General features: G+C 62.0%; 22 protein-coding genes and 1 riboswitch. Of the genes, 16 read left to right on the forward strand and 6 right to left on the reverse strand.

The genetic code is table 11. The annotated features are described in order from the left end of the window. Positions 1–60: 60 nt before the first annotated feature. Complete coding sequence (locus tag EYW47_RS24190) at positions 61–1,362, reverse strand: L-fuconate dehydratase (RefSeq protein WP_133197364.1); 1,302 nt, start codon at positions 1,360–1,362, stop codon at positions 61–63. 64 nt (positions 1,363–1,426) lie between these two features. On the opposite strand from EYW47_RS24190, the gene EYW47_RS24195 reads away from it, so the two are divergent. The 4 genes from EYW47_RS24195 to EYW47_RS24210 are packed head-to-tail and all read left to right on the forward strand — an operon-like array spanning position 1,427 to position 5,795. Further along, entirely contained in the window at positions 1,427–2,188 is a 762-nt protein-coding gene (locus EYW47_RS24195) for a GntR family transcriptional regulator (RefSeq protein ID WP_133197365.1), read from the forward strand. A gap of 60 nt (positions 2,189–2,248) precedes the next feature. Continuing rightward, positions 2,249–3,760, forward strand: coding sequence for a sugar ABC transporter ATP-binding protein (locus EYW47_RS24200; RefSeq protein ID WP_133197366.1), 1,512 nt, complete (start codon positions 2,249–2,251; stop codon positions 3,758–3,760). Between the two features lie 41 nt (positions 3,761–3,801). Next, positions 3,802–4,827 carry an ABC transporter permease gene (locus EYW47_RS24205; protein ID WP_133197367.1) on the forward strand — a complete coding sequence of 342 codons (1,026 nt, stop codon included), beginning with the start codon at positions 3,802–3,804 and terminating at the stop codon, positions 4,825–4,827. Positions 4,828–4,853: 26 nt separating this feature from the next. Continuing rightward, entirely contained in the window at positions 4,854–5,795 is a 942-nt protein-coding gene (locus EYW47_RS24210; RefSeq protein WP_133197368.1) for an ABC transporter substrate-binding protein, read from the forward strand. Positions 5,796–6,145: 350 nt separating this feature from the next. Here EYW47_RS24210 and EYW47_RS24215 read toward each other — a convergent pair whose 3' ends face one another. Beyond that, positions 6,146–7,189: a HoxN/HupN/NixA family nickel/cobalt transporter gene (locus tag EYW47_RS24215; RefSeq protein WP_133197369.1), complete on the reverse strand. Its 1,044-nt coding sequence runs from the start codon at positions 7,187–7,189 to the stop codon at positions 6,146–6,148. Between the two features lie 89 nt (positions 7,190–7,278). Then, positions 7,279–7,473, reverse strand: a riboswitch (cobalamin riboswitch). 236 nt (positions 7,474–7,709) lie between these two features. On the opposite strand from EYW47_RS24215, the gene EYW47_RS24220 reads away from it, so the two are divergent. The 3 genes from EYW47_RS24220 (at position 7,710) to EYW47_RS24230 (ending at position 9,499) form a co-directional block, all read left to right on the forward strand. Then, entirely contained in the window at positions 7,710–8,090 is a 381-nt protein-coding gene (locus EYW47_RS24220) for a DUF2946 domain-containing protein (RefSeq protein WP_133197370.1), read from the forward strand. 101 nt (positions 8,091–8,191) lie between these two features. Then, complete coding sequence (locus EYW47_RS24225) at positions 8,192–9,112, forward strand: hypothetical protein (RefSeq protein WP_205710144.1); 921 nt, start codon at positions 8,192–8,194, stop codon at positions 9,110–9,112. Between the two features lie 18 nt (positions 9,113–9,130). Continuing rightward, the gene (locus tag EYW47_RS24230; RefSeq protein ID WP_133197371.1) at positions 9,131–9,499 is read left to right on the forward strand and encodes a copper resistance CopC family protein; all 369 of its coding nucleotides are present in this window, start codon (positions 9,131–9,133) and stop codon (positions 9,497–9,499) included. Between the two features lie 370 nt (positions 9,500–9,869). Here the strand turns inward: EYW47_RS24230 and EYW47_RS24235 are convergent, their stop codons facing one another. Beyond that, positions 9,870–11,975: a TonB-dependent receptor family protein gene (locus EYW47_RS24235; protein WP_133197372.1), complete on the reverse strand. Its 2,106-nt coding sequence runs from the start codon at positions 11,973–11,975 to the stop codon at positions 9,870–9,872. 323 nt (positions 11,976–12,298) lie between these two features. Continuing rightward, positions 12,299–12,601, reverse strand: a complete 303-nt coding sequence (locus EYW47_RS24240) for a DUF2946 domain-containing protein (protein WP_338117840.1) — start codon at positions 12,599–12,601, stop codon at positions 12,299–12,301. A 476-nt stretch (positions 12,602–13,077) separates the two neighbouring features. On the opposite strand from EYW47_RS24240, the gene EYW47_RS24245 reads away from it, so the two are divergent. The 3 genes from EYW47_RS24245 (at position 13,078) to EYW47_RS24255 (ending at position 15,682) form a co-directional block, all read left to right on the forward strand. Beyond that, complete coding sequence (locus tag EYW47_RS24245) at positions 13,078–14,205, forward strand: aminotransferase class V-fold PLP-dependent enzyme (RefSeq protein WP_133197373.1); 1,128 nt, start codon at positions 13,078–13,080, stop codon at positions 14,203–14,205. A gap of 285 nt (positions 14,206–14,490) precedes the next feature. Beyond that, positions 14,491–14,784, forward strand: coding sequence for a peptidase associated/transthyretin-like domain-containing protein (locus EYW47_RS24250; protein ID WP_133197374.1), 294 nt, complete (start codon positions 14,491–14,493; stop codon positions 14,782–14,784). Further along, on the forward strand, positions 14,747–15,682 hold the full coding sequence (locus tag EYW47_RS24255) for a hypothetical protein (protein ID WP_133197375.1): 936 nt from the start codon (positions 14,747–14,749) through the stop codon (positions 15,680–15,682). Before EYW47_RS24250 ends, EYW47_RS24255 begins: the two co-directional genes overlap by 38 nt. A gap of 1,068 nt (positions 15,683–16,750) precedes the next feature. On the opposite strand, the gene EYW47_RS24260 is transcribed toward EYW47_RS24255, so the two are convergent. After that, positions 16,751–17,302: an outer membrane protein assembly factor BamE gene (locus EYW47_RS24260; RefSeq protein ID WP_133197376.1), complete on the reverse strand. Its 552-nt coding sequence runs from the start codon at positions 17,300–17,302 to the stop codon at positions 16,751–16,753. A 213-nt stretch (positions 17,303–17,515) separates the two neighbouring features. On the opposite strand from EYW47_RS24260, the gene EYW47_RS24265 reads away from it, so the two are divergent. Beyond that, complete coding sequence (locus EYW47_RS24265) at positions 17,516–17,815, forward strand: hypothetical protein (protein ID WP_133197377.1); 300 nt, start codon at positions 17,516–17,518, stop codon at positions 17,813–17,815. 102 nt (positions 17,816–17,917) lie between these two features. Here the strand turns inward: EYW47_RS24265 and EYW47_RS24270 are convergent, their stop codons facing one another. After that, positions 17,918–18,826 carry a LysR family transcriptional regulator gene (locus tag EYW47_RS24270; protein WP_133197378.1) on the reverse strand — a complete coding sequence of 303 codons (909 nt, stop codon included), beginning with the start codon at positions 18,824–18,826 and terminating at the stop codon, positions 17,918–17,920. Positions 18,827–18,964: 138 nt separating this feature from the next. On the opposite strand from EYW47_RS24270, the gene EYW47_RS24275 reads away from it, so the two are divergent. The 5 genes from EYW47_RS24275 (at position 18,965) to EYW47_RS24295 (ending at position 25,059) form a co-directional block, all read left to right on the forward strand. Beyond that, positions 18,965–19,729, forward strand: a complete 765-nt coding sequence (locus tag EYW47_RS24275; protein WP_133197379.1) for an SDR family oxidoreductase — start codon at positions 18,965–18,967, stop codon at positions 19,727–19,729. 263 nt (positions 19,730–19,992) lie between these two features. Further along, entirely contained in the window at positions 19,993–20,820 is an 828-nt protein-coding gene (locus EYW47_RS24280) for a helix-turn-helix transcriptional regulator (RefSeq protein ID WP_133197380.1), read from the forward strand. 313 nt (positions 20,821–21,133) lie between these two features. Continuing rightward, on the forward strand, positions 21,134–22,177 hold the full coding sequence (locus EYW47_RS24285; protein WP_133197408.1) for an extracellular solute-binding protein: 1,044 nt from the start codon (positions 21,134–21,136) through the stop codon (positions 22,175–22,177). A gap of 36 nt (positions 22,178–22,213) precedes the next feature. Next, positions 22,214–23,851: an amidohydrolase gene (locus EYW47_RS24290; RefSeq protein ID WP_133197381.1), complete on the forward strand. Its 1,638-nt coding sequence runs from the start codon at positions 22,214–22,216 to the stop codon at positions 23,849–23,851. 71 nt (positions 23,852–23,922) lie between these two features. Continuing rightward, positions 23,923–25,059 carry a porin gene (locus EYW47_RS24295; RefSeq protein WP_133197382.1) on the forward strand — a complete coding sequence of 379 codons (1,137 nt, stop codon included), beginning with the start codon at positions 23,923–23,925 and terminating at the stop codon, positions 25,057–25,059. Positions 25,060–25,483 lie beyond the last annotated feature (424 nt).

Here is a 25,483-nt window from a genome sequence, read left to right on the forward strand (position 1 = left end):
GGAAAGGCCAACATCTTCAGATCCACCAAAAAAACCAAGAAATCACACCATCAAAAAAACTCACTTCACCCGCCAGGCTTCGCCATCAGGAAAAACAAACTTATCGAGCGATTCCGGCATCATTTCGATGCTATAACCCGGTTTCAGAGGCACCATATACCGCCCATTTCGAATCACAACAGGCTCAACAAAATGCTCATGCAAATGATCGACATACTCGAGCACCCGGTTCTCGAGCGAAGCCGAAACACAAATATAATCGAACAGCGAAATATGCTGCACATACTCACACAACCCGACACCGCCCGCATGCGGGCAAACAGGCACACCAAACTTCGCCGCCATCAGCAACACGACGATCACTTCATTCAGCCCACCTAATCGACAAGCGTCAACCTGACAAAAATCGATCGCCTGCGCCTGCAACAGCTGCTTGAACATCACGCGGTTATGACAATGCTCGCCGGTCGCAACACCAATCGATCCCAGCCGCCGGCGGATCGCCGCGTGCCCGAGAATATCGTCTGGGCTAGTCGGCTCCTCGATCCACCACGGATCGAACTCCGCGAGCCGCCGCATGTTCGCAATCGCTTCATCCACGTCCCACACCTGGTTGGCGTCCATCATCAGCTTCAGGTTCTCGCCAATTTCCTCTCGCAGAATGCGCGCGCGCCGCACGTCTTCGTCGAGATTGGCGCCTACTTTCTGCTTGAAATGCGTCCACCCCAGCGCGACACCCTCGCGCGCGAGACGCCGGATCTTCTCGTCGTCGTAGCCCAGCCAGCCCGCCGAGGTCGTATAGGCGGGATAGCCCTGCGCGAGCATTTCCTTTTCGCGCACCCCCTTGGTCTTCGCGTGGCGGTGCAGCATGGCTAACGCTTCGTAAGGCGTAAGCGCATCGGTCACGTAGCGAAAATCCAGACAGCGCACGAGTTCTTCGGGGCTCATGTCGGCGAGCAACTTCCACACCGGCTTGCCAACCGACTTCGCCCACAGGTCCCACACCGCATTCACGACAGCGGCCGTGGCCAGATGAATCGCACCCTTGTCCGGGCCGATCCAGCGCAACTGGCTGTCCGATGTGAATGCGCGCCAGAACGCGCCCATATTCGCGGCAATGTCTTCGAGATGTTTGCCAACGATGAGCGGCGCCAGCGCATTGACGGCCGTGACGCAGACCTCATTGCCGCGCCCGATCGTGAATGTGAGGCCGTGACCCGTGAATTTGTCTGGAGAATCGGTTTCGAGCGTGACGTAAGCGGCGGAGTAGTCCGGCGCGGCGTTCATTGCGTCGGAGCCATCGAGCGAGCGCGATGTGGGAAAGCGGATATCGCGAACGGACAGCCTTGTGATGGTGGTCATCTGAACTCCCAGCGGGGGAACCAGGCGTTAGCACGCGTTGACAACACTAGATTCGCTTCCTAGCATGCTAGCATGTCTTCTGGAAATCAAGCGCGCCGTGAGCTCTTCATACGATGCAGCGAATGCCGCCGGCAATCCTTATGTCGCACTGCAAAAGATCAAGGATGGCGAACGCGGCAGCCTGACCGACGCGGTTGAGCAGGCGTTGAGAGAAGCCATCGTGACGCTCGCGCTGGAACCGGGAATGATGATCGACAAGTTGGCGGTCTGCGACCGGATGGGCGTATCGCGCTTTCCCGTTTCCGCCGCGTTGGCAAGGCTCGCCCATGCGGGTCTCGTCGAGGTGTTGCCGCAGCGCGGCACGCGCGTCAAGCCGATCGCGCTAGACGATATTCGCCAGCATTTGTTTATCCGCAGCGCACTCGAAGTCGAAACGGTGCGCGGCGTCGCGCTAATGCAGGACCGGGCCACGATCGATGCACTGGCCAGCAATCTCGAAGCGCAGCGCAAGGTGGCCGGGAATGGGCAGCGTCTCGAGTTTCATGTGCTCGATCTGGCGTTTCACGAAATCCTGCTCGACGCGGTGAACTTGCCGCGAGTGAAAGAAATCGTCGCGGTATCGCGTAACGCGCTGGATCGCGCAAGGCAATTGCTGGCAAGTCCCGAGCGGCTCGCGCACACGCTCGACGAGCACGAACGGATCTTCAACGCCGTTCGCGCCGGCAACGCCGACGCGGCGGCACAGGCGATGCACGACCATCTCGACCAGGTGGTCGCGCAGTTGCAGCGGTCCGCGAAAGAACGGCCTGATCTTTTCGCGCCTTAGACTTACGTCAGGCAATGCCAGTGGTTCAACCACTTTCGTGCTGTTTCACAAGAAACGCCCATGACTCCGCTCATTTCCGTCAACAAGCTCAGCAAAAGCTTTCCCGGCGTGAGAGCGCTTCACGAAGTGCAATTCGAGCTCGCGGCGGGCGAGGTGCACGCGCTGATGGGAGAAAACGGCGCGGGCAAGTCGACGCTCATGAAGATTCTCGCCGGCGTGTACAGCCGCGATTCCGGCGAAATTCTCTATGACGGCCGGCCCGTTGCGTTCGCGAGCCCGCGTGAGGCCCAGGCCGCGGGTGTCGGCATCATTCATCAGGAGCTCCAACTGATGAATCATTTGACCGTCGCGCAGAACATGTTCATCGGCCGCGAGCCGCGCGGGCGTTTGCGCCTGTTCCTCGACGAAGACAAGCTCAATGCCCGCGCACGCGCGATCCTCGAGCGCATGCACGTCCATCTCGACCCGCGCACCGTGGTCGGCACGCTCACGGTCGCGAGCCAGCAGATGGTGGAGATCGCCAAGGCCTTGTCGTTCGATTCGCGCGTGCTGATCATGGACGAGCCAACGTCCGCGCTCAACGACGCTGAGATTGGCGAGCTCTTTCGCATCATTCGCCAGTTGAAGGCGCGCGGTGTCGGGATCATCTACATCTCGCACAAGATGGACGAGCTCAAGCAGATTTCCGATCGCGTGACCGTGCTGCGCGACGGCGAATACGTGGCCACCGTCTGCACCGCCGATACGAGCGTGCAGGCCATCATCGGCATGATGGTCGGCAGAACGCTCGCCGATATCGCCCCGTGGCAGGGGCCCGCACACGCGGGCGAAATCGCGCTCGAAGTGAAGCATCTGAACGCCGGTCCGCTCGTCAGGGACGTGAGTTTCACGCTGCACAAAGGCGAGATACTGGGCTTTGCCGGGCTGATGGGCGCCGGCCGAACCGAAGTCGCGCGCGCCGTGTTCGGCGCGGACCCGATCGAATCCGGCGAGATCTTCGTGAAAGGCGTGAAGGCCGCAATCAGGAAGCCTGGCGACGCCGTTGCGCGCAGCATCGGCTATCTCTCTGAGGACCGCAAGCGCTATGGACTGGCGACCGGCATGGACGTCGAATCGAACATCGTGATGTCCAACCTCGGCAAATTCCTTTCGCTGCGCCTGTTCCTGCGTCGCACGCAGATACGCAAGACAGCGTCGCATTTCATCAATCTGCTCGCCATTCGCACGCCTTCCGCGACGCAACCGGTCCGGCTGCTCTCCGGCGGCAACCAGCAGAAGATCGTCATTGCGAAGTGGCTGGAGCGCGACTGCGACGTGCTCTTTTTCGACGAGCCGACGCGCGGCATCGACGTTGGCGCCAAGAGCGAAATCTACAAGCTGTTGCGCGCGCTTGCCGGGCAGGGCAAGGCGATCGTGATGATCTCGTCGGAACTGCCGGAGATTCTGCGCATGAGCGACCGGATCGTCGTGATGTGCGAAGGGCGTATCACGGGCGAACTCTGCGCGAGCGAAGCGACGCAGGAGCGCATCATGCATCTCGCGACGCAGCGCGAAGCCCTGCAAGCAGCATGAAATCGGCATGAAAGCGGCATGAGCCTCGAGAGGTTGAATCCATGACATTGCAATCGGATACTGCGGCGCTGTCCAACCAGAAACGGCCGTCCGGCTTCAGGGCGCGCATTTTCTCGCCGACTGCATTGCAAAAGCTGCTCGCGTTCGCCAGCCTGATCCTGATGCTGATCTTTTTCAGCTTCGCGTCGCCGGCTTTCATGCAGATCGACAACATCCTCGGCATCCTGCAGGCGACGGCCGTCAATGGCGTGCTCGCGATTGCCAGCACGTTCGTCATCATCACGGGCGGCATCGATTTGTCCGTCGGCACCTTGATGACCTTCACGGCCGTGATTTGCGGCGTGTTTCTCAGCTATTGGCATCTGCCGATGTGGACCGGCGTGCTCGCCGCGATTGGAACGGGCGCGCTGTGCGGTTCCATTTCGGGCACGTTGACAGCGAAAATGAAAATCCCGCCGTTCATCGCCACGCTGGGCATGATGCTGCTGCTCAAGGGGCTGTCGCTCGTGGTCTCGGCCGACAAGCCCATCTATTTCACCGACACCGAAAACTTCTACATGATCTCGCAGGATTCGCTGATCGGCTACTTCCTGCCGAGCGTGCCTGTGCCGAACGCGGTGCTGATCCTGTTCCTGCTCGCCATCGTCAGCTCGATCACGCTCAATCGCACGGCGCTCGGCCGCTATACGTTCGCGCTGGGCAGCAATGAAGAGGCCGTGCGCCTGTCCGGCGTGAATGTCGACCGCTGGAAGATCGCGATTTACGCGCTGGGCGGCTCGATTTGCGGCATTGCAGGACTGCTTATCGCATCGCGTCTGAACTCGGCGCAACCGGCGCTCGGTCAGGGATACGAACTGGAAGCCATCGCGGCCGTCGTGATCGGCGGCACGTCGTTGAGCGGGGGCTCGGGCACGATACTCGGCACCATCATCGGTGCTTTCATCATGAGCGTGCTGACCAACGGCTTGCGCATCATGTCGGTTGCGCAGGAGTGGCAGATCGTGGTGACGGGCCTCATCATCATCCTCGCTGTCTACGCGGATATCTTGCGGCGCAAGCGGGGCTGATGCCCTACCTTTGGAGGAGAAACCCCATGTTGAAAAGAAAACTCATCAGTGTCGTGATCGGAGTCGGCGCGCTCGTCGGGGTGACCGCTTCGACGTTTGCTGAGGAACCCTACATTCCGCTCATCTCGAAGGGCTTCCAGCATCAGTTCTGGCAAGCGGTGAAAGCGGGCGCGGAGCAGTCGGCGAAGGAGCACAACGTCAGGATCACCTTCGAAGGCCCGGAAACGGAAGCCATGGTTGACAAGCAGATCGACATGCTCTCAGCCGCGCTCGCCAAGAAGCCGCAGGCGCTCGGCATTGCCGCACTCGACAGCAAGGCGGCCATTCCGCTGCTCAAGCGCGCACAGGCCGAGAAGATCCCTGTGATCGCGTTCGACTCGGGCGTCGACAGCAACATTCCGCTGACGACGTGCGCAACGGATAACCTGGCTGCCGCCGCGCTAGCCGCCGACAAGATGGCGGAGATGATCGGCGATTCAGGCGAAGTCGGCGTGATCGTGCACGACCAGACGAGCCGCACGGGTATCGATCGCCGTGACGGCTTTCTCAACGAAATGAAGACGAAGCACCCGGGCATCAAGATCGTTTCCGTGCAGTACGGCGGCGGCGACCACCTGAAGTCGGCGGAAATCGCCAAGGCGATGATTCAGGCCAACCCGAACATCAAGGGCATTTTTGGCGCCAATGAAGGCTCGGCGGAGGGCGCGGCGATCGGCGTGAAGGAGTCGGGCAAGAAGCTGGTGCTCATTGGCTATGACTCCGGCAAGGAGCAAAAGGACGACATCACCTCTGGGTTGATGGCGGGCGCGATCACGCAGAACCCGGTCGGCATCGGCAAGTGCGTTGTCGATTCCGCGGTGAAGGCGCTCAAGGGCGAGAAGCTGCCCAAGAAAGTCGACACGGGCTTTTACTGGTACGACAAGACCAATATGACCGATCCGAAGATCGCTGCGGTGCTTTACGACTGAGCGGTGGTGAAGGCGCGTCCTGCGGGGGCGCTTCGACGCCAGGAAGACCATCGCCGAAGGCAAGGCCCCTGCGCTGGAGATGCTGCTCGAGACGCGCCGCCGAACAGCCGCCACGCGGGCTAATAGCGCTTGCGGCTCGGCGGCCCCCGGTTTGCCGTTCTTGAAAAAAGATCACTATGAGTGATCTTTTTTCGTTTTGTTTAAACCGCCTTGGCTTGGCAAGCTGCCGTTGAAGCAGCGTTTCGAGTTCCTGGGCAAGGGCCGTTCGATCTGCTGCCCTGGTCGTTCGCAGCGGAGATGTCCGTCCACCGCAGACACAACCGTCGAACCAGATCCACCCATATTCCGCTTCAATACGGCGGCTCGTCGTAGCCTTTCATCCGGTAGATGGCAAACGAAAGGAGCCACGCCAGAATGAACACGCCGATGATAACGAAGCCGAGATCATTGAAATTGTCGTTGAGCGTGCCAATGACGTTCCAGAACGCGCCTTTAAAGTTGAACTGGTCGCCAACCAGGCCGAGCGTTTCGATGCCGCCGATCAGCACCGCAACGAGCACCGAGACTAGCGTGATGGTGAGGTTGTAATAGAGCTTGCGGATGGGGCGAACGAACGCCCAGTCGTACGCGCCGAGCATCAGCACGCCGTCGGTCGTGTCGACGAGCGACATGCCAGCGGCGAACAGCACGGGAAACACCAGCACGACCGATATCGACACCCCTTGCGCAGCCTGGCTAGCCGAAATGCCGAGCAGGCTCACTTCCGTTGCCGTATCGAAACCCAGGCCGAACAGAAAGCCGAGCGGAAGCATCCACAGCGGTCTCGACACCAGGCGGAACAGCGGCCGGAACAGGCGTGCCAGCAGCCCGCGGCTGTTGAGCAGCAGATCGAGATCGTCGTTGCTATAGGGTTCGCCGCGCCGCACCTTGCCGAACGCGCGCCACACGCCGCGCAGGATCACGATGTTCATCGCGGCGATCAGAAAGAGAAAGAGCGCGGACACGCTCGTGGAAATGAGGCCGCCCATGTCCTTCCAGGCCTCGACACGGCTTTCGAGCGCCGCAGCCGTCGCGGCCACGGCCGCCGCCACGATCAGCACGACGGCGGAGTGCCCGAGCGCGAAGAAGAAGCCGACGGTCACGGGCCGCTGGCCGTCTTGCATCAGCTTGCGCGTGACGTTGTCGATGGCGGCGATATGGTCGGCGTCCACGGCGTGACGCAGTCCGAAACCATAGGCAAGCAGGCCGGTGCTCAAGAGCAGCGGGTGCGCATGGAACGCGATGAAGGCCCAGATCCAGGCGCCGATATTGAATGCTGCGAGAACGATGTAAATGCCGGCGACGCGGCGGCGCAGCGCTCCCTGCACCGGAACGGTTTCGATAACAGTGGACATGAGACAGATCCTGAGGTCGGGCTGTCCTTGCAACGGGCAACCGCTTGCGGCGGTGCTGGCGCGCCGGGACACCCCGCCCGTTGCGGCTGCTTGGACCTCGGTCGATGGCAGGTCTCCTGGCTCGCGGGTCGTCGTCTCGTGCCGGCCTTCCCGGTTTCCCAGTGGCCTCCTTCGGCACGGACTCGCCGCTCACAGTTGCGGGGGCAGCCGCAGACTGAAGGCGTGCGCCTCTACTGCGTTCCCTTTTCATCCCGTCGCCGGGAACCATCAGCGCGCAAGCGTAACGGCCGCATGCCTGGCGCGTCAACTGCGAGGGGAAAACCAGCGCGAAGAAACAGCTATTCCCTTTGCAATCCATACGAATAGCTTACGAAAAGATCCGGGAGTTTGTGATGGCCAACTCGCTTGCGATTTAGCGCTGGAGGCTGATCTCGCCTATCAGACGCCCCTGCCTGTCTGGCGCGGTCGTTGCGTGCCATAATTCACCGTCTCCATCCCACCTCCTCACACCGCGCGCGCCATGTTCCGCGTCCGTCTCCAGAAGCTCGGCAGCCTGCTTGGATTGCTTGCAATCCTGATGGCCACGCTCGCGCCGGCGGTTTCGCAGGTGCTGGCGTCGCATCAGCAGTTGAGCAACGCGCTTGCCACCTACTGCACGGTGGAGAGCGCAGCCGATCCGGCGGGCCACGATGGCACGCCGGCGCATTCGGCGGCACCGCACTGGCAAGCCTGTGCATACTGCGGGCTCCTCGCTCACGTGCCCGCGCTCACCGGCGGTGCGGTAGCGCTTGCCGTCACGCTGCTGGTCGTGCGTGTGTCCGCGCCAGAGGCGTGGGCCGAAGTTCGCGCCGCCTTCGCTCACACCGCGGCGCAACCCCGGGCGCCTCCCGTTTTCTCCTGATCCGTCGTGCCATCAACCGGGTGCCGCATTGCGCAAAGCGCAGGCGGCCGCTGCTCGCGCACGCGCGCGACGGCTACCCACGACAACTGGAGAAAACAACCATGCTCAACCTTTTCAGACAGCAGGCGGCGCCCGTGCGCGCCGCGCTTTTCGCCGCGAGCGCAATCGCGTCGCTCACGGCCTCTTCCACCGCATCCGCTCACGCGGTCGTCGGCGACCGGGTCTTTCCGGCGACGATGGCGGTCGACGACCCCGGCGTCGGCGATGAATTCAACCTGCAGTACAACCACACCAAGACGCTAGACAGCAACGGCAACGACATGAACGTCAACACGGTGTCGTATGAGTGGGACAAGCTGATCACGAAGAACCTCGCGTTCAGCGTCGCGAGCGACTACGTGAGCCAGAACTCGCCGGACGGCAATGCGAAGGGCTGGGATGACGTGACCCTTGGCGTCAAATACCTCGTCTACGCGAACCCGCAACACGAGTTCATGGCATCGGTCGGGCTGCTTGCTACGCTCGGCGGCACCGGCGCCAAATCGATAGGAAGCTCGTTTTCGACATTTACGCCGACCGCCTATTTCGGCAAGGGCTTCGGCGACCTGCCTGACGCGCTCGGCTATCTGCGGCCGTTCGCCATTACCGGCACGATCGGCCCGAACCTGACGACCGCATCGTCGGACCAGGGGCCGAACTCGCTGGGCTGGGGCTTGACGCTGCAGTACAGCATTCCCTACCTGCAGCAGCAGGTGAAGGACCTCGGACTGCCACAGCCATTCGCCAACCTGATTCCGGTCGTCGAATTCCCGATGAGCACCTGCACGGCGGGCGCGTGCGCCGGTCAGACGACGGGTACGATCAACCCGGGCCTGCTCTGGACGAACCGCTACGGGCAGTTCGGTGTCGAGGCACAGATACCCGTCAATCACGCGTCCGGCACGCATACGGGTATCCTGGTGCAAGCTCATCTCTACTTTGACGACATGTTCCCGAACTCGCTCGGCAAGCCGCTGTTCTGACCCAGGAGGACGCTTCTCATGAAACTGCACACGACCACCGCACGCGGCGCCGTTGCCGCAATCCTGATCGCTGCCTGCCAGCTCGCGCACGCGCATGCCTACCCGACCCATCAGGCGCCAGGGGCTGGCTCGACCGTCCCGGTATCGCAGAAGGAGGTCGCGATCGACTTCGACGACGGGCTCGAGCCCGCGTTCAGCTCGATTACCGTCACGGACGCGAAGGGCAGTGCGGTCAACAGCGGCAAGGCCGTTGTCGACCCGTCGAACAAGAAGCACATGTCCGTGGGGCTCAATCCGCTGACGCCGGGCGTTTATACGGTCTCGTGGGTCGCCGTGGCCGATGACGGGCACCGCACGCAGGGGCACTACACCTTCAAGGTGAAGTGACCGTGGAGCTGCTCGTCGCCGTGCTGATGCTCGCGGCGGTGCTGGGCCATACCGCGCCCGGCGGCGGGTAGCATTTGCGCGCCGCATTGGTGCATCGCCCATCTACCTTCTAGCCGCGAGGCGAGCGCTTGTGGCGTGGCACGCAGCACGCAGCACGCGGCACGCAGCACGCAGCACACAGCACGCAGCACACAGCACACAGCACGTAGCACGTAGCACGTAGCACGTAGCACGTAGCACGTAGCACGCGGCACGTAGCACGCGGCACGTAGCACGCGTCGCTGCGTGCCGCGCCCGCCGCGGCCACCGAACGCGAACGGCGTTCGCATCGGTGTCCGCATCCGTGGCTTGCGTCGAGCCTGCGCGAGCGTCAGAACGCGTAGCGCACGCCACCGAAGATGCTGCGCCCCTCGCCCGGATAGAAGATCGGGGTCGAGGCCGTCCGCGCGTTGGCAACGGTGCTGATGTCGCTCACGTAGCGCTGGTTCGTGAGATTGCGCGCATCGATATAGACCGACAGGCCGCTGCGGAAGTCCCATCCCGCCTGCACGCCGAGCAGGGTGTAGCCGGGCACGCGCAGCGTGTTGGCGTCGTCGGCCCAGGCGCCCGCTGGCACCCAGTCCACCGACGCCGAGATATGGAAGCCATCGGGCCGGGAATAGCCGAGCGCAGCACGCACCACGTTGACGGGCACGCCGGCGATGCGGTTCGAGCCGTATTGCGGGTCGTCCTTGAAGCGGAAGTCGCTCAGGTTCCACAGGCCCGAGAGCGTGATCCTGTCGCCCGCGCCGCGCCGCGCGATATCGCGCAGCAGATCGACCGACACGCCTGCTTCGATGCCTTGCAGCACGGTCTTGTTGGCGTTGAAGGTCGAGGCGGGAATATTCGGGTCGGTCGTGTATTGCAGCAACTGGTCGCGCACGAGCGAGCGATACGCCGTGAAGTCCCAGCTCACGCGATCATGCGTGCCGCGCGAGCCGAGCTCGACGGTCCAGGCATGCTGCGAGGCGAGCGGCGTGAAGCGCGTCGTTCTGCCGAAGGTCTGCGTGAGGTCCGTAAAGTCGGGCACGTCCTGACTGCGCGTGATGTCGGCGAATGCCTGAATGTCGCGTGCCGGCTGCCAGAGCACACCGAGCTTCGGATTCAGGCCGCTGAATGTCTCGCTCGTGGACTTGTACGTGGGGTCCGCTGCGAGCCCGCCGTGATCCACGTACTCGCGCACGTCGCGCAGCGCCTTCACGCCCGCCATCAGCGCGACCGTGGGCAGAACGAACAAGCGGTCCTCCAGATACGCCTCGTAGTTGTAGGCGTTCTGGGACGCATTGAGCGTTTGCGTACCCCGTTCGCCGGAGACGTTGACGTACTGGCGCGCCTGGGTGTTGCCGCCAAAAAAGCGTGCACCGGCGATGATGTCGTTGCGCATGCCACCGATATCGAGCTTCGCCGTGTAGCGTGGCGCGAATCCATATGTCCAGCCGTCCTGATCGAGAACCTGGAAGATCGGATGATAGAGACTCTTGTGGATGGCCCAGGTGTCGAAGGTCAGCTCGCCCGTGTCGAGCTTGAGCGTGGTGCGGTTTGCGATGCGCTCCGTGCGCGTGTTGCGCGCCTGATCGCCGGCGACGGCACTTGGCGCGGCCTTGGTGGGATTGTTGAGCGCGTCGGAGAGCGAGAGCGTGCCGGGCAGCAACTGGTTCACGACATAGGCCCCCACGTAGAAGCGCGTTTCGAGCGTGGGACTGAAGCGATAGCCGATGTTGGCATTGAACTGCTGGTAGTTGCCGGTTGCATGATCGCGATAGCCGCTGGAATGGTCGCTAGAAAACGTGGCGATGAAGTCGAGCGGTCCCATCACGCGCGAGAACTGGGCGCTGCCGCGCACGGTGCCAAAGCTGCCACCTTCGAGGCGCACGATGTTGGGCGCCTCGGCGGTATAAGCCGTTGGCGTGAGGAAGTCGATCGCGCCACCGAGTGTCGAGGCGCCATAGGCGAGCCCGTTGCCGCCCTTGTAGACCTCGGCGGCCTGTAGCGCGAGCGGGTCGATCTGATAGTAGTCGCCGCTGCCGTCGGCCAGGTTGGTGGGAATGCCATCCTGAAGAATCTCGAGGCCGCGCGTGTGGTAGCTGCGCGCAATGCCCGATCCGCGAATCGACAGGCGCAACTCCTGGCCGTAGCGGTCCTGCACGAATACGCCGGGCACATCCTTCAGGACGTCGCGCAGCGTAAACGCATAGGTGTTTTCGTACGTACTGCTATCGACAAAGCCGACCGAGCCTGCTGTCTCGTCGAGCGCGCGCTTCGCGTCCGTCACGCTCCGCGAGGTGAGCGAGTGTGCGCTCCGATCGCTCACGACCACGGGAGGCAACGTGTTTTCGGAAGCGGGCGCGGCAGGGTCGGCGGCGTCCGCCCAGGCATGCGAGGCAAGAAGGGCAATGGCGCCCGAAATGGCGGCGCGAACTCGAGTGGGCTGAAACATGATGGTCTTGTCGGTTGATTGAAGTTGTTGTGCGAACGACGGACGTACGCAGACGCGCCGCGCGTTCAGGCGGCGTCGAGTGACGGTCTGTGGCTGGCATCCGGCAAAGGCGCGGCCAGCCGGCGGCCGGTGCCGCGGGCCGAAACGGACCGTATTGCAGCGATGTCGTGTACGGGTGTCTGTGCGAGCGAGCCCGCCACGCCCGGCTAAAGCGGGCGTGCCGAGGGGCGATCAGCGAGCGGGTGCACGGCAAGCGCGAACGCGTGCGTGATCACCCGCACGCCTCGCGGGCGCGCAGTGCAAAACAGACGGAACCGGGGATATCAGCGCAAGGCTGGAGGCGCGCGCGGCCGTCCCGATGGGAAGGCGCCAAGCGGTGTGAAACTGGTGGACAGCGCGGAAACGGCCGTGACGGCGACGAGGGTGAGAACGGGCAGCAAGACGGCTGGGCCCGGCGGCATGCTCGCGTGCGTGGTGAGCAGATCGCAATACCCGCATGCGTTCAGCGCCCCGGCCGGGGAGCCGTGTTGGCTCACGCCGGCATCCAGCGTCGTGGAACAAAGCGCAGCGACGGGTTGGTGCTCGCGCCAGGCGCCGACCAGTTGACTGACCAGCGGCGCGAGCACGATGAGCTACATGGCGATCAGGCCGAGCCATGCAGTCGTTCGTGTGCGGGCGCGAGGGTTCATGTCGGTCGGGTGCGGAGTGCGGGGTAGTTTAACACTGCGTAAGAATCGTTTCCACGCTGAAAGCCGGGGATAAGCATATTGGTAAGTGGTAAGGTTATAGCGGCTCAAAGTGATCGGTCGCGCCAACGCGGCCACCCGCCTGGAAAGTCAATGGCGTCGATCGCCAGGCGTATCAGCGGTTGGCGTCGTGTCGTTGCACACGTTGGTTTGCCGCAGGTGGGTTGCTGCGTTCGGTGGCCGCCCAGTGTCATGTGTGCGCCAGATGCCCCATAAAAATTAGCCCCAGGTTGCAGGCAGCTTTCGTTAGAATCAGTTTTCGTCAGGGAAAAAGCCTGGTTGCCTGGTTGTGGCGGTATCGGGTCACAAATGCTGCTGCCCCTGATTCCCTTGTTCATCTTTTACCGGAGGCGAACGTGCCGGGCTTACTTCCCAATGTCGACCGCGAGGGACTCCTCGAATATTCAGTGGTTTACACCGACCGATCGCTCAATCACATGTCGCAGCGCTTTCAAGGTGTCATGCGCGACATTTCCAATGGGCTGAAAAAGGTCTACAACGCGAAGTCGGCCGTTGTCGTCCCAGGCAGCGGGACTTTCGGCATGGAAGCCGTTGCCCGTCAGTTCGCGACCAACAAGAAGTGTCTGGTCATCCGCAATGGCTGGTTCAGCTTCCGCTGGTCGCAGATTTTCGACATGGGCAGCATTCCGTCTGAATCGATCGTGTTGAAGGCGCGTCCGGTCGAACAAGGAAGGCAGGCCGCCTATGCACCGCCCCCGATCGAAGAAGTGGTTGCCGCGATCAGGGATAACAAGCCGGATCTGGTCTTTGCGCCGCATGTCGAAACCGCGTCCGGAATGATGCTGCCCGATGCGTATTTGCGCGCGGTGTCCGACGCCGTGCATGCCGTTGGCGGCATGTTCGTGCTGGATTGCATCGCTTCCGGCACGGTCTGGGTCGACATGCAGGCCAGCGGCGTGGATATCCTGATCAGCGCCCCGCAAAAAGGCTGGAGCGCGTCACCGTGCTGCGCGCTGGTCATGCTCAGCCCGCTCGCCCGCGAAAGAATCGAGGCAACCACCAGTACCAGCTTCGCCTGCGACCTTCGCAAATGGCTGCAGATCATGGAAGCCTATGAGAACGGCGGGTTCGCGTATCACGCCACGATGCCCACGGACAGTCTCGCGACGCTGCGCGACGTGATCAAGGAAACCGAGGCATACGGCCTTGACAAGGTGAGAGCAGAGCAACTCGAACTCGGCGAGCGCGTTCGCTCGCTCCTGGCTGGCAAAGGTTTCAGAAGCGTGGCGGCCGAAGGTTTTGAGGCACCGGGCGTCGTGGTCTGCTACACGGACGACGATGGCATACGATCCGGCAAGAAGTTCGCCGATGCCGGCTTGCAGATCGCGGCCGGCGTTCCGCTGCAATGCGACGAGCCTGCAGATTTCAAGACCTTCCGCGTGGGATTATTCGGCCTGGAAAAACTGCATGACGTCGAAAGCGCGGTTGCCAGGTTCGCCAAGGCGTTGGACAGCATTGTCTAGAACGCTTATCCGCACCATGCGCGCATGGCGCGGCCCTGGATTAAAACCGTATTGGCAGGACGACTGATAGATTTCAGTTCATAAAGAAGAGGGCTCGCGTTCGCACCAAAGTCGTTGCAGGCAAGGCGCGCAACGCAAGCCCATATCGTTGCGCCTGCACTCATCCCTTGAGCGATAGCGCTCGTTCAAGGCATTGCCCTAACCGCGTGCGCAGCTATCCTGGTGGCGGGTGGTGGAGGAGGTGGGGGATCGACCACATCGAACGCCACCACGATGAATGGCGTGGTGGCAGTCGGCGACCCGCTCGGCGGCGCAAACCTGACCATCGTCGACTCCACCGGCAAGAACGCGCAGACCACGAGCAGTTCGAACGGAAACTATACGCTCTCCCTCTCCGGCCTGACCCCGCCCCTGCTCATCGTGGCCAACGACCCGAGCGGGACGAATTTGCCGATGTACTCGGTGGTCACGACGCTCACCGAGCCGGCTGGCCCCCTCAGGCGCACCCCTAATCACCAATGTGACGCCGCTCACCACGGCCGTGAGCGCGGAGCTCACGAGCGATGGCAACCCGGCTGATCTCGTTGCTACCGGCGCGCTCACGAAAATGGTGACGGCTGCAACCGTGACATCGGCAACGTCCACACTCAATTCGGTCCTCGCCAAGCTTCTGGCGCAGAACGGATTGAACGCTTCGTTCGATCCGATATCCGGCCCGTTCACGCCCAATCACACCGGCGCCGATGCCGTGATCGATTCTGTCGTGGTCACCCCGTCGCCGGCAGGCGGACTTCAGATCATGAGCATTGCCAATATGGGGGTGAGCGTCCCGCTCAGCCAGAGCACCTCGACAGCGACCGTGCTCAGCCCGCCACCTTACCCGGTCGGCTACCTCAGCACGCTGCTCACGCAACTGGGTCAATGCCTCGCGGGCACCACCTCGGCGTGTTCGTCGGCGATCGACGCTGGGTACCTGGAATACGGGGTAAGCAAGTTTCAGACTGAACACCCAGGGATCAGTGCGTCAGGCACCACCATTACGGGAGTCACGACCCTGGCGTATTTCCCGGGCGGGACATTCCCGAACATCAGCGGCGAAAGTAGCCTCACCGCGCCCCCGACGGGCGGCCAGAAGACAAGCGGCAACACGAGCTACTACCGGTGGTCGTGGCAACCGATGCTGTCGGGCGGCAAGCTGATCGCGCCGACCAGTAATCTTGGGCAATGGTATGGATCCGCGTCGATCGCGGCCTCGAACCTGCCGGTTCAGTACGAGCTCTATACGGTGACCCTGTACGATTCAACCGGCAAGCAGATCGGCACACCCCAGAGCGTGATCAACACCGCGCCGCCAATGACGGCTGCGGCGGGCCCAACGACAGTCTGGCCGGTGCTGTCGAGCGGCACCGCGAGCACTGCACTCGCGGCCGGGGCGGCAATCGCAATATCGAGCTGCTCTGGAGTTCCAAGGGCATAAGCTACAACGCCCAGAGCCAATACGACAACTGATGTGCGCCAGATTGTCGAGGTTCGCGTCGACGGCTTGCTCATCGCCGGAATGTTCCGGGATGGCGGTCCGTACGGCGCGATGGCATTCGTCTGGTTGGGGCGCTAGCTGTGCGATTGGCATCGTGCGACCCAATTGGGCGATGATTCCCTTTTCGTTGCGCAATCGACAGCTATCAATGCGCAGCGACCGATCCCCCCGCAGCCACTCGTGTTGTGAGCGCACGGATGCAAGGCGGTATATTCGGTAAGCGACTGGAGCAAAGTGCAGCGTTCAGCGGATACAAACTCTCCGCTTCATTTCCCGGGTTCCTGGGGGGCGTCGCATTGCCGGGCCACGCACCGCCAAAAAACACGCTCATGCGGTGCGTTGTCGAAGAATTGCGGGGTCGCTTGCCACAACGAGGCATTCTGAAATCTGCCCTCGGGTGATTTGCAATCGTTGGCGGCTTGCTCGACAGATTTCGCTGCATCCGCCAGGCAACGTGGGATGCCATCGGCGCAGAGTGCCGCCGCTTCCTGCTCGCAAGCTGCAAAAGCATAGCCACCACTGAGGCATAACGCGGCTGAGATGATTCGAGCTGCCAGTTTGATTGGGCGATTCGTACAAAGGCGCGGGCCTGCAAAAGCCCATCTACGATCGAGTGGGGCGTTCACGGTGGACTCCCTCGGCGGGTTCGCCATTGACTGCATTAGCAACGACTGGGAGAAGCGGCGTATATTGTCCGACGATAACTTAAGCGCTGCGCGTGAACGGTGCGATTAGTTATTTGACATCCTAATTTATTGAGTAATTATAGGATGCCATGCTTACGCATCGATTAAGCTGAGGATTGGTCGCGTTGTCGATGTTACTAATCGTTGACGTGATTTAATTGGGAGATTGGTAGAGCAAGAAGGCGGTGCTTGCCGGCCGGACTGAGCCGTATCGCCAACCCGGCGGTCTCACGGTTTCGCAGCACCGATCCGTTCAGTTCCACGAGCGCCGTTTCGCTGCGGCTGCGGCCGCAATGCGGGAGCTTGCCGCCGGCCTCGATCGCTATTTGTCTGGACTGGGCGGCGCACTCTGCTCTGCTGGCGGCGAGACAATGGTTTGCGGCTCCAGCTGGAGATTTTCTCCGGGAATCGGCTCGACGCTTTGCACGGCGGGCGGCTGGACATTCTTGTTCACGGAGGAGGGCGGCTCGGCGCTGGCCGGCGGCGCGCTGTGCTGCGCGGCGCTCTTGCCGCTCGTCATGCCTGTGCCCACGTTCGAGGCTGCGTTGTTTTCGCTTTTGAGGACGCCGTTCGGATCGAACAGAAACACGGCGGCTTGCGAGTGCGTGTCGGCGCCGCCAACCAACGACCCGATCAACGGAATATAGGTTTCGGGGTGAGGCCGCGAGGTCACGTACGTGTAGACGAGCAGCGTCGAGCCGTCGTCCAGCGCGCTCTCGACCGAAGCCGGGCCGAGCGCGGCGACCACCTGTTGCCGCGTCGTCACGCCAGGCTTGAAGTTCGCCATCTGTTCGGGGGTCACTTCGACGCCCGCCGATACGCAACCGGCAAGCAGTGCGCAGCACAGTAACCCGGCAATCTGTCCACGTTTCATGTTGCCACCCCTCAACCATTCTACGACGATGGGGGCAAGCCGGTGGCCCATGGCACGATCGATCTTCCGCACTGCTAAATCGAATCGCTGAAGAGAAACTGATGGCAGCCTTAAGCCACGGCACTGTTACAAAAAATATTCTTTTAAAGCATAAAGACGGCGCGCCGATAAAGGATATGCCGTGGTAAGGCAATAACCATTGGAGAGCAATACATGTCCATACAAGCAGTTGGCAACCAGCCGGCGAACGTCGCGGCATCGGGTGCGGGTCCGCAGCCGCAACAGACGGCGAGCGCAACAAAACCGACATCGGCCTCGCAATCGGGCAGCGCGACTGCGCCCGCGCAGTCCGGTTCGCCATCGACGTCCTATACGGTCAACATCAGCAGCGCCGCACGCGCCGCGCTCGCCGAAGCAGCGGAATCGTCGGTCCAGACCGCACAGGAGGCAGGTCGCGGCGATCATCAGGCGCAACGTCTTTTGGCAAAGGAACAAGCGCAGAAGATTGCCTGACCCGGATCGGCTATTGCGGTGCGGATGATGGGGCGGATTGGCAGCGATGGCGGTGCGCCAATGCGGCCAGCCGCCCCTCGACTTTGCATGGCCCGCGGCAGATCAGGCCTTGTCCCATGGCGGCACGCCCGCAAACGCGTCGACCAGAAAATCGATTGCCACGCGCACCTTTGCGCTCACGTGGCGACGGCTCGGATAGAGGGCAAGCACGTCGATATCGGGCAAGCGATATTCCGGCAGCACGCGGATGAGCCTGCCCGCACGCAGGTCATCGCCAATCAGAAACGTGGGCTGCCAGATCACGCCGCGCCCGGCCAGCGCCGCCGCGCGCGCCGTATCGCCATTGTTGGTGTGCATGCGGCAGTTGACTTCGACCGTATGAGATTTGCCGTTGCCGTCTATCAGTTGCCACGCGTTGCCCGTGGCGGCGTGCGTGTAGCCGATGCAGCGGTGCGCGAGCAAGTCCGCTGGCATCGCCGGATGTCCCCACTCGTTCAGATAATCGGGTGAAGCGCACAGGACGTTTTTCGACGTTGCCAGCTTGCGGGCTGCATGATCGGTCGTGCCGGAGCGCGAGATGCGGATGGCCAGGTCAAAACCCTCGTCGACAATGTCGACGACGCGGTCGATCAGCGCGATGTCGAGTTCGATCTCGGGATACCGCTGCATGAATCGCGGCCACAGCGGCGCCAGATGCAAGATCCCGAAACTCAAGGGCGCATTGATCCGCAGCCGTCCGCGCGGCTCAACTGACGTTGCCGAGAGCAGTCCTTCCGTTTCGGCGACATCGTCGAGGATGGTCTTGCAGCGCGAATAAAGGGTTTCGCCGCCCTCCGTGAGTGACAGCTTGCGCGAAGTGCGGTTGAGCAGGCGCGTGCCGAGATGGGCCTCCAGCTCGTTGACGTAACGGGTGACGTTCGCGGGCGAGGTGTCGAGCGCGTCGGCCGCGCGCGCGAAGCCGCCGCGGTCGACCACGGTCACGAAGACCTCGAACGCGCGCAGCCGGTCCATTGCAGGCTCCTATCATTCATAAAAGCTGAATGATAACGCCATGTTTAGGGTCTTTCTGTAACAGGAAGAGAATTCTAAAGTGGGTCTCACGGAACCGGCGCATCGGGCACCGGCCCCGCATTGATCTGGAGATTGAACATGGAACGCTTGACTGGAAAAGTCGCTATCGTCACCGGCGCGAGCTCGGGTATTGGCCGCGCAGCCGCAAAGTTGTTCGCCGCGGAGGGCGCAAAGGTGGTGGTGGCGGCGCGCCGCGAAGCCGAGCTCGAGCAACTCGTAGCGGAGATCGCTCGCGAAGGCGGCACGGCAGTGTCGCTGGCCGGCGACGTGCAATCCGAAGACTTCGCGAAGGCGCTCGTTGCGCTTGCCGTCAACCGCTTCGGGCGGCTGGATATCGCGTACAACAATGCCGGGACGCTAGGTGAAATGGGGCCCTCCACGGAAATCTCGGGAGCGGGCTGGTCGGCGACCCTCGCGACCAACCTGACGAGCGCGTTTCTCGGCGCCAAGCATCAGATTCCGGAAATGCTCAAGCACGGCGGCGGGTCGATTATCTTCACTTCGACTTTCGTGGGCTATTCGTTCGCATTCCCAGGTAGTGCGGCCTACGCGGCGAGTAAAGCTGGGCTGATTGGATTGACGCAAGCGCTTGCGGCTGAGTATGGGCCGCAAGGTGTGAGGGTGAATGCTATTCTTCCGGGCGCGGTGGATACGGAGATGTATCGCGGCATGAACGATTCGGCTGAGTCGCAGGCGTTCGTGACGGGTCTGCACGCGCTCAAGCGCGTCGCGAAGCCCGAGGAGATCGCACGTTCGGCGCTCTATCTTGCATCCGACGATTCGTCCTTTGTGACGGGCACGGCTTCACTGGTCGATGGGGGCGTTTCGATTACGCGGACGTGAGGTGGGGCTGTGCTCGTGCGGCCCGCGCCGCAAGCCTTTGCACGCCCTCAACCGGACTATGCGGTTGCGAATCACCAAGACCTTGCGCACCGCGAGAAATCGCGTCTTGCCCTACTTCAAGTAGGGCATACCGGAGCACGACGGTCCGCTACCTTTATTGCCGTCCTTCCATTTTTGAAAACTGATCGATGGCAATCCGGCCTTCGCGCCCCGGTGCGATGGCGGGATTGCGACTGCGTCGCGCCGATTTCGAGGATCCGCCCATGCCCATCGCCCATTCCGTTCCCTGCGAACGCGGCAACGCCATGATCGAGGTCCAGCCGGCGACCGTCGGTGCGGTCGTCAGCGCAATGGGCACGGCAGGGTTTGCCGACGCCGTAGGGGCGCTCATCAGCGAGCAAATCCCGATCGACGCGTTGCATCTCGACCGGTGGCGTCCGTGCGCCGGCAGCGCTGCGGGGTATGCCGTAGAGTGGTTCGGCAGTTGGGGGCCGCAGTACGCGGACGTGTCGAATCTGATGGCGGTCTACTACCAGCACTATTGGCGCGACGATCCGCTTAACCAGCAGGCCCGAGCCAGAAAGGGCACGTTGCTGCTGCAGCGCCACGTCGACGGCATTGCCGAGGGTGAGTTGCGCCGCCGCTTCTTCGACGAGCCGCGGATCGCGCAGGAATGCATGCTCGTGCACGGGGACGCGAAGTGCCAGTATGCGCTGTCCCTGACGCGCTCGCGCGGGCGGGCCGCATTCGGCCTGGGCGAACTCTTCCATGTGCGCCGGCTGGCGGACATGTTGTTTCCGATGTTCGAGTCGCACGTGCGCACATACGGCGAGCGCCGGCACGCAACAGCCGCGATGCCCACGGCACCCGACGAGGGCTTCGACGCCCATCTTCTGCGCGCGAACATCCGCTTGTCGGAGCGCGAACTCGAGCTCTGCAAGCTGCTGCTGAGCCGCTGGTCGGTGCCGCAGGTCGCGAACCATCTCGACATCAAGCTCTCCACGGCGAAGACCTATGTCGAGCGTGCGTTCGCCAAGCTCGGCGTGCGCAATCGCAGCGAACTGTTCGCCTGGGCGGCCAACGCGGATTAACCGCAACGCCGCACCCCGATTTCCCGTTTCGTACCCAGTCACTCAGCGGCCCCGCCATACCGGCGGAGCGCCGCGCTTCCGCATTGATTCGGCTTTCACGCGCGTGAAGCCGGCGTCCGTAAATACCCTTGTCCACCTCTCTAGCAGGACAGACTCGCCGATTTTCGCGAGCTAAATTCTGCACCCATGCGCTCGCTCAGGCGTTGAGCGTGACGATCCATAGACAGAGGAGAGGCAAGTGGCTGGAACAATCGTAGGGCGATTCAAGGCGGGTTGCGCGGCACTGGCGGCCGGTGGTCTCCTGTCATGCGCAATGCCGGCGGCGCAGGCGGCCGATCAGGTTGTCAACGTCTACAACTGGGGCAACTCGATCGGCAAGGATACCGTGGCGAACTTCGAGAAAGCGACCGGCATCAAGGTCGTCTACCAGGAGTTCGACTCGAACGAAACGCTGCAGGCCAAGCTGCTTTCGGGCAACTCAGGTTACGACGTGGTCGTGCCGTCCGATATCTTTTGGGCGCGGCAGGTCAAGGCCAACATCTTCCAGAAGGTCGACAAGTCGAAGTTGCCGAATTATGCGCTAATCGATCCTGCAAGCTTGAAGCTCCTCGAGCAGGACGACCCGGGCAATCAATTCGGCGTTCCATGGCAATGGGGAACCGACGGGCTTGGCATGAACGTCGAGAAAGTGAAGGCCGCGCTCGGCAACAATGCGCCGCTCGATAGCTGGGCGTTGCTATTCGATCCCAAGAACGCGCAGAAGCTCAAAAGCTGCGGAATCTCGGTGCTGGACTCGCCCGTCGACGCGTTCGGAACGGCGCTGATCTATCTGAAGAAGGACCCGAGCACGACGAATCCCGCCGACTATGAAGCGGCTTATCAACTGCTCAAGCGCGTTCGTCCCTATATCACGCAGTTCAACTCCACGAGCTACATCAACGACCTTGCCGGTGGCGACATTTGTCTTTCGCTGGGCTGGTCGGGTGACGTGAACTCCGCGCGCCTTGGCGCCGAGGCTGCGCGCAAGCCTTATCACATCAAGTATGTGATCCCCACCGAAAGCACGGCTACCTGGTTCGACATGCTGGCGATTCCGAAGGATGCGCCTCACCCGGCCGCGGCACTCAAGTTCATCAACTTCGTGCTGTCGCAAAAGGAAGCGGCCAACCTGACCAACGACACCTCCTATCCGAGCACCATCCCCTCCGCGAAGCCATTGATCCGGCCGGAAGTGAAAGCCGATCCGGCAGTGTTCCCGCCACCGCCGGTGTTCGCGAAGCTCGTCGCCAACAAGCCCGTCCCGCCCGAGATCATGCGTCTGCAGAACCGGCTCTGGTCGCAGCTGAAGAACGATTGAGCGCGTCTGCCCTGACTTCCCTTATCTGGAGCTACCATGGCGCAGCCCGCCGATCTGATCATCACTCATGCCGATATCCACACGATGGACGGCAGTTTGCCCCGCGCAGAAGCCATCGCGGTACGCGAAGGCCGTATCGTTGCACTAGGCAGCAACGCGCAAGTCGAGCGCCTCGCGAATGCGAGGACTCGCCGCGTCCATGCGCAAGGGCGCATGGTGCTGCCCGGCTTGCAGGACACCCACGTGCACTTCCAGTTGAGCAGCGCCGATCTCTACCACAATGCGGCGCTGTACGACGCCACGACGCTCGACGAACTGCTCGCTGCCATCAGGCAGTTCGCCGAGCGACATCCCGAGAGGGCATGGATTCGCGGCGTGGGTTTTTCTCCGAGCCTGTTCGGCCCGGACGTGCTCACCAAGGAGCGGCTCGACAGCGTGACGGGCGGGCGGCCGGCGCTGATGCTCGCCTGCGATTACCACAATGGCTGGGCCAATAGCGCGGCGTTCGAGCTCGCGGGGGTCAAGCCGGGCAGCCCTGAGCCCGAGAACGGCAGCTATCTGCGTCTTGCGGATGGCAGCCCCAAGGGCTGGCTGGTCGAGGATGCGATCTGGGCCATGAACCGCATCGCGCCGGGCTACACCGACGACGAATACCTGCAGGCGATGAAGCACTACAGCAGGGAATTCAATCGTCGCGGCATTACGGGCGTGCTCGATGCGATGGTCAACCGCAATTACATGCGGAACTACCAGGCTTCGCACGACCGGGGCGACCTGACGCTGCGGGTGCGCGCAACCTCGAAGATCTTCGCGCACAAACCGCTCGACGAGCAGTTGCAGGAGCTGATCGACTTGCGCGAGACCTACCGGGGAGACCGCGTTTGCCTGCACTCGGCGAAATTCTTTCTCGATGGCGTGCTGGAAAACGGCACCGCGGTGCTGCTCGAGCCGCGTAGCGATAACGGCGCAAATGCTGCGTTGATGTTCAGCCAGCAGCAGATCAACGAGTACTTCGCCGCGTTCGACCGCGAGAAGTTCCAGCTTCATGTGCACACCATCGGCGATGGAGCCGTGCACGCGGCCGTGAACGGGATCGAATACGCGGCGCGTCAGAACGGACGATGGGATGCGCGGCACCAGCTCGCGCACCTGCAAGTCGTGAATCCCGCCGATATTCCGCGCTTCAGGTCTCTGGGCATCCTGGCGAATTTCCAGACGCTGTGGGCGCAGCCCAACGAGGAAATGGATGCAATCGCGGGCGCGATGCTGGGTTCCGAACGCAGCCAGTGGATCTTCCCGGTTGGCGAATTCGTCCGGCAAGGCGTGACGTGCATGATGAGCAGCGACTGGGGCGTGACCGGCTTCGATCCCTTCGAGATCATGCAAACGGCCGTGACCCGGCAAAAGCCCGGCGCAGGTCCCGACGCGCCCGCTCACACGCCCCATCATCGCATTGCCATCGACGATGCATTGCGTGGCTACACGGTCCATGCCGCGCACGCTGCTTGGCGCGACGACTGCACGGGCAGCCTGAGCCCGGGAAAGTATGCAGACCTGATTGTTGTCGATCGCAACCTCCTTGAGATTTCGCCGTACGAAATCAGCCAGACGCAGGTGCTGCTCACGTTGCTGGGCGGGCAGGAAGTGTATCGCGATCCGCGCTTCGACAGCTGACGCTCGACGCATCAGTCAAGGCGTGAAGATTGTCGAGATAGTGAACAACGAGACATTATTGGAGGGACTTTATGAAAGTGTTACTGGCCGCATCGGTATTGACGGCCATGTCGGCCTCGCAAGCCTGGGCGCAGTCTTCGGTGACGTTGTACGGCGTGGTCGATATGGGCGTCGACTATGCCAGCAACGTTGCGAGTTCGCCCGATGGGACACTCGTGCCCGGCAGCGGTGGAACGCTCGTGCAGATGAAGAGCGGCGTTGGCCAGACTAGCCAGTGGGGTCTGCGCGGCTCGGAGGACCTTGGTGGAGGCTTGTCTGCGATCTTCAAGCTCGAGAATGGCTTTGATGCGGCGTCGGGTGGATCGATGGGTGGCCTTGCTTTCTCGCGCAACGCGTATGTGGGTCTCCACTCGGAGCAGTATGGCCAGTTGAGCTTTGGCAAGCAATGGGACGCCGCTGTCGATCTTATCGAGCCGTTTACGCTGAACGGCAACTATGGGGGGTGGTACTTCGCGCATCCGAACGACATGGATAATCTGGATAACGGATTTCCGGTCGATAACGCGATCAAGTACACGAGCCCGGTGATCGGCGGCTTCCAGTTCGAGGGGCATTATTCGTTCGGTGGGCAGGCCGGACAGTTCTCGAACGATGCGTCGTATAGTGCGGCCGCCGTTTATAACGGCGCGGCTTTTAGTGCCGGGGTGGGCTATCTGCGTGTGAATAATCCCATTACCGCCGTTGCGGGGTATAGCAGCGGGCCTGGTTATGTCAATGTGATCTATGGTAATGCGCTTGCGAACGCTCGGTACCAGGGTGTTTTGTCTGCGGGGGCCTCTTATACGCTCGGAAGCTTCCGGTTGATGGCGGACTATTCGAATGTCGATTTTTCGTCCGGCAATCGCAGCCATGACTTGCATTTCCAGAATTATGAAATTTCCGGGGTATATTTTCTGACGCCTGTGGCGACCATTGGCGTGGGATACACGCTGACCATGGGACTCGATCACGCGAGCGATACGGAACCCAAGTATCATCAAGGGAACTTGATCGTGCAGTATGGATTGTCCAAGCGCACATCGGTGTATGCTATGGCCGCGTATCAGCATGCGGCAGGGGCGGCCCAGAATGCCCAGATTGCTGGGTTCAATCCGTCTAGTTCGCAAAATCAATTCGTGTCGCGTGCGGGTGTCACGCATATGTTTTAAGTCGGCGATTTGAAGTTGTGATTGGTGTTTTTTTGGGGTGTGGGCCTTTCCTTGTTTTCATGTAGGTATATTGGTGTTGCCCCTGTGCGGGGCGGCACCTACTTTTCTTTGCAGCGGCAAAGAAAAGTAGGCAAAAGAAAGCCGCTCAAACCGCCAGTGTGACGCAGTACACCACTCGACTTAGATCGGAGCGGCTCCGGAGCATCTGTCATCACGCGTCGTTTATGGGAGTGACTAAGGGCTCATCCATCCGGCGGCGCTGCGCGCGCCGTGGGGTATAACAAAAACCGGTGGGACGCACGTGGTTTCGTAGTACTCCCGTGTATTTGCTCGGTAGTACTCCCGCGCATTCGCCGGGCAGCACGCCCGGTTTTCCTTGCAGACTCTTCCGCCCGCGCGTAGCGCGTGGCGGGAAGGATGAGTC

The sequence above is a fragment of the Paraburkholderia silviterrae genome (assembly GCF_004353915.1).
Lineage (GTDB): Bacteria > Pseudomonadota > Gammaproteobacteria > Burkholderiales > Burkholderiaceae > Paraburkholderia > Paraburkholderia silviterrae.

Coding starts and splice junctions, on each gene's coding strand:
- EYW47_RS24190 (WP_133197364.1), bottom strand. CDS start 1,362: ATGACCACCATCACAAGGCTGTCCGTTCGCGATATCCGCTTTCCCACA.
- EYW47_RS24195 (WP_133197365.1), top strand. CDS start 1,427: ATGCTAGCATGTCTTCTGGAAATCAAGCGCGCCGTGAGCTCTTCATAC.
- EYW47_RS24200 (WP_133197366.1), top strand. CDS start 2,249: ATGACTCCGCTCATTTCCGTCAACAAGCTCAGCAAAAGCTTTCCCGGC.
- EYW47_RS24205 (WP_133197367.1), top strand. CDS start 3,802: ATGACATTGCAATCGGATACTGCGGCGCTGTCCAACCAGAAACGGCCG.
- EYW47_RS24210 (WP_133197368.1), top strand. CDS start 4,854: ATGTTGAAAAGAAAACTCATCAGTGTCGTGATCGGAGTCGGCGCGCTC.
- EYW47_RS24215 (WP_133197369.1), bottom strand. CDS start 7,189: ATGTCCACTGTTATCGAAACCGTTCCGGTGCAGGGAGCGCTGCGCCGC.
- EYW47_RS24220 (WP_133197370.1), top strand. CDS start 7,710: ATGTTCCGCGTCCGTCTCCAGAAGCTCGGCAGCCTGCTTGGATTGCTT.
- EYW47_RS24225 (WP_205710144.1), top strand. CDS start 8,192: ATGCTCAACCTTTTCAGACAGCAGGCGGCGCCCGTGCGCGCCGCGCTT.
- EYW47_RS24230 (WP_133197371.1), top strand. CDS start 9,131: ATGAAACTGCACACGACCACCGCACGCGGCGCCGTTGCCGCAATCCTG.
- EYW47_RS24235 (WP_133197372.1), bottom strand. CDS start 11,975: ATGTTTCAGCCCACTCGAGTTCGCGCCGCCATTTCGGGCGCCATTGCC.
- EYW47_RS24260 (WP_133197376.1), bottom strand. CDS start 17,302: ATGAAACGTGGACAGATTGCCGGGTTACTGTGCTGCGCACTGCTTGCC.
- EYW47_RS24265 (WP_133197377.1), top strand. CDS start 17,516: ATGTCCATACAAGCAGTTGGCAACCAGCCGGCGAACGTCGCGGCATCG.
- EYW47_RS24270 (WP_133197378.1), bottom strand. CDS start 18,826: ATGGACCGGCTGCGCGCGTTCGAGGTCTTCGTGACCGTGGTCGACCGC.
- EYW47_RS24275 (WP_133197379.1), top strand. CDS start 18,965: ATGGAACGCTTGACTGGAAAAGTCGCTATCGTCACCGGCGCGAGCTCG.
- EYW47_RS24280 (WP_133197380.1), top strand. CDS start 19,993: ATGCCCATCGCCCATTCCGTTCCCTGCGAACGCGGCAACGCCATGATC.
- EYW47_RS24285 (WP_133197408.1), top strand. CDS start 21,134: ATGCCGGCGGCGCAGGCGGCCGATCAGGTTGTCAACGTCTACAACTGG.
- EYW47_RS24290 (WP_133197381.1), top strand. CDS start 22,214: ATGGCGCAGCCCGCCGATCTGATCATCACTCATGCCGATATCCACACG.
- EYW47_RS24295 (WP_133197382.1), top strand. CDS start 23,923: ATGAAAGTGTTACTGGCCGCATCGGTATTGACGGCCATGTCGGCCTCG.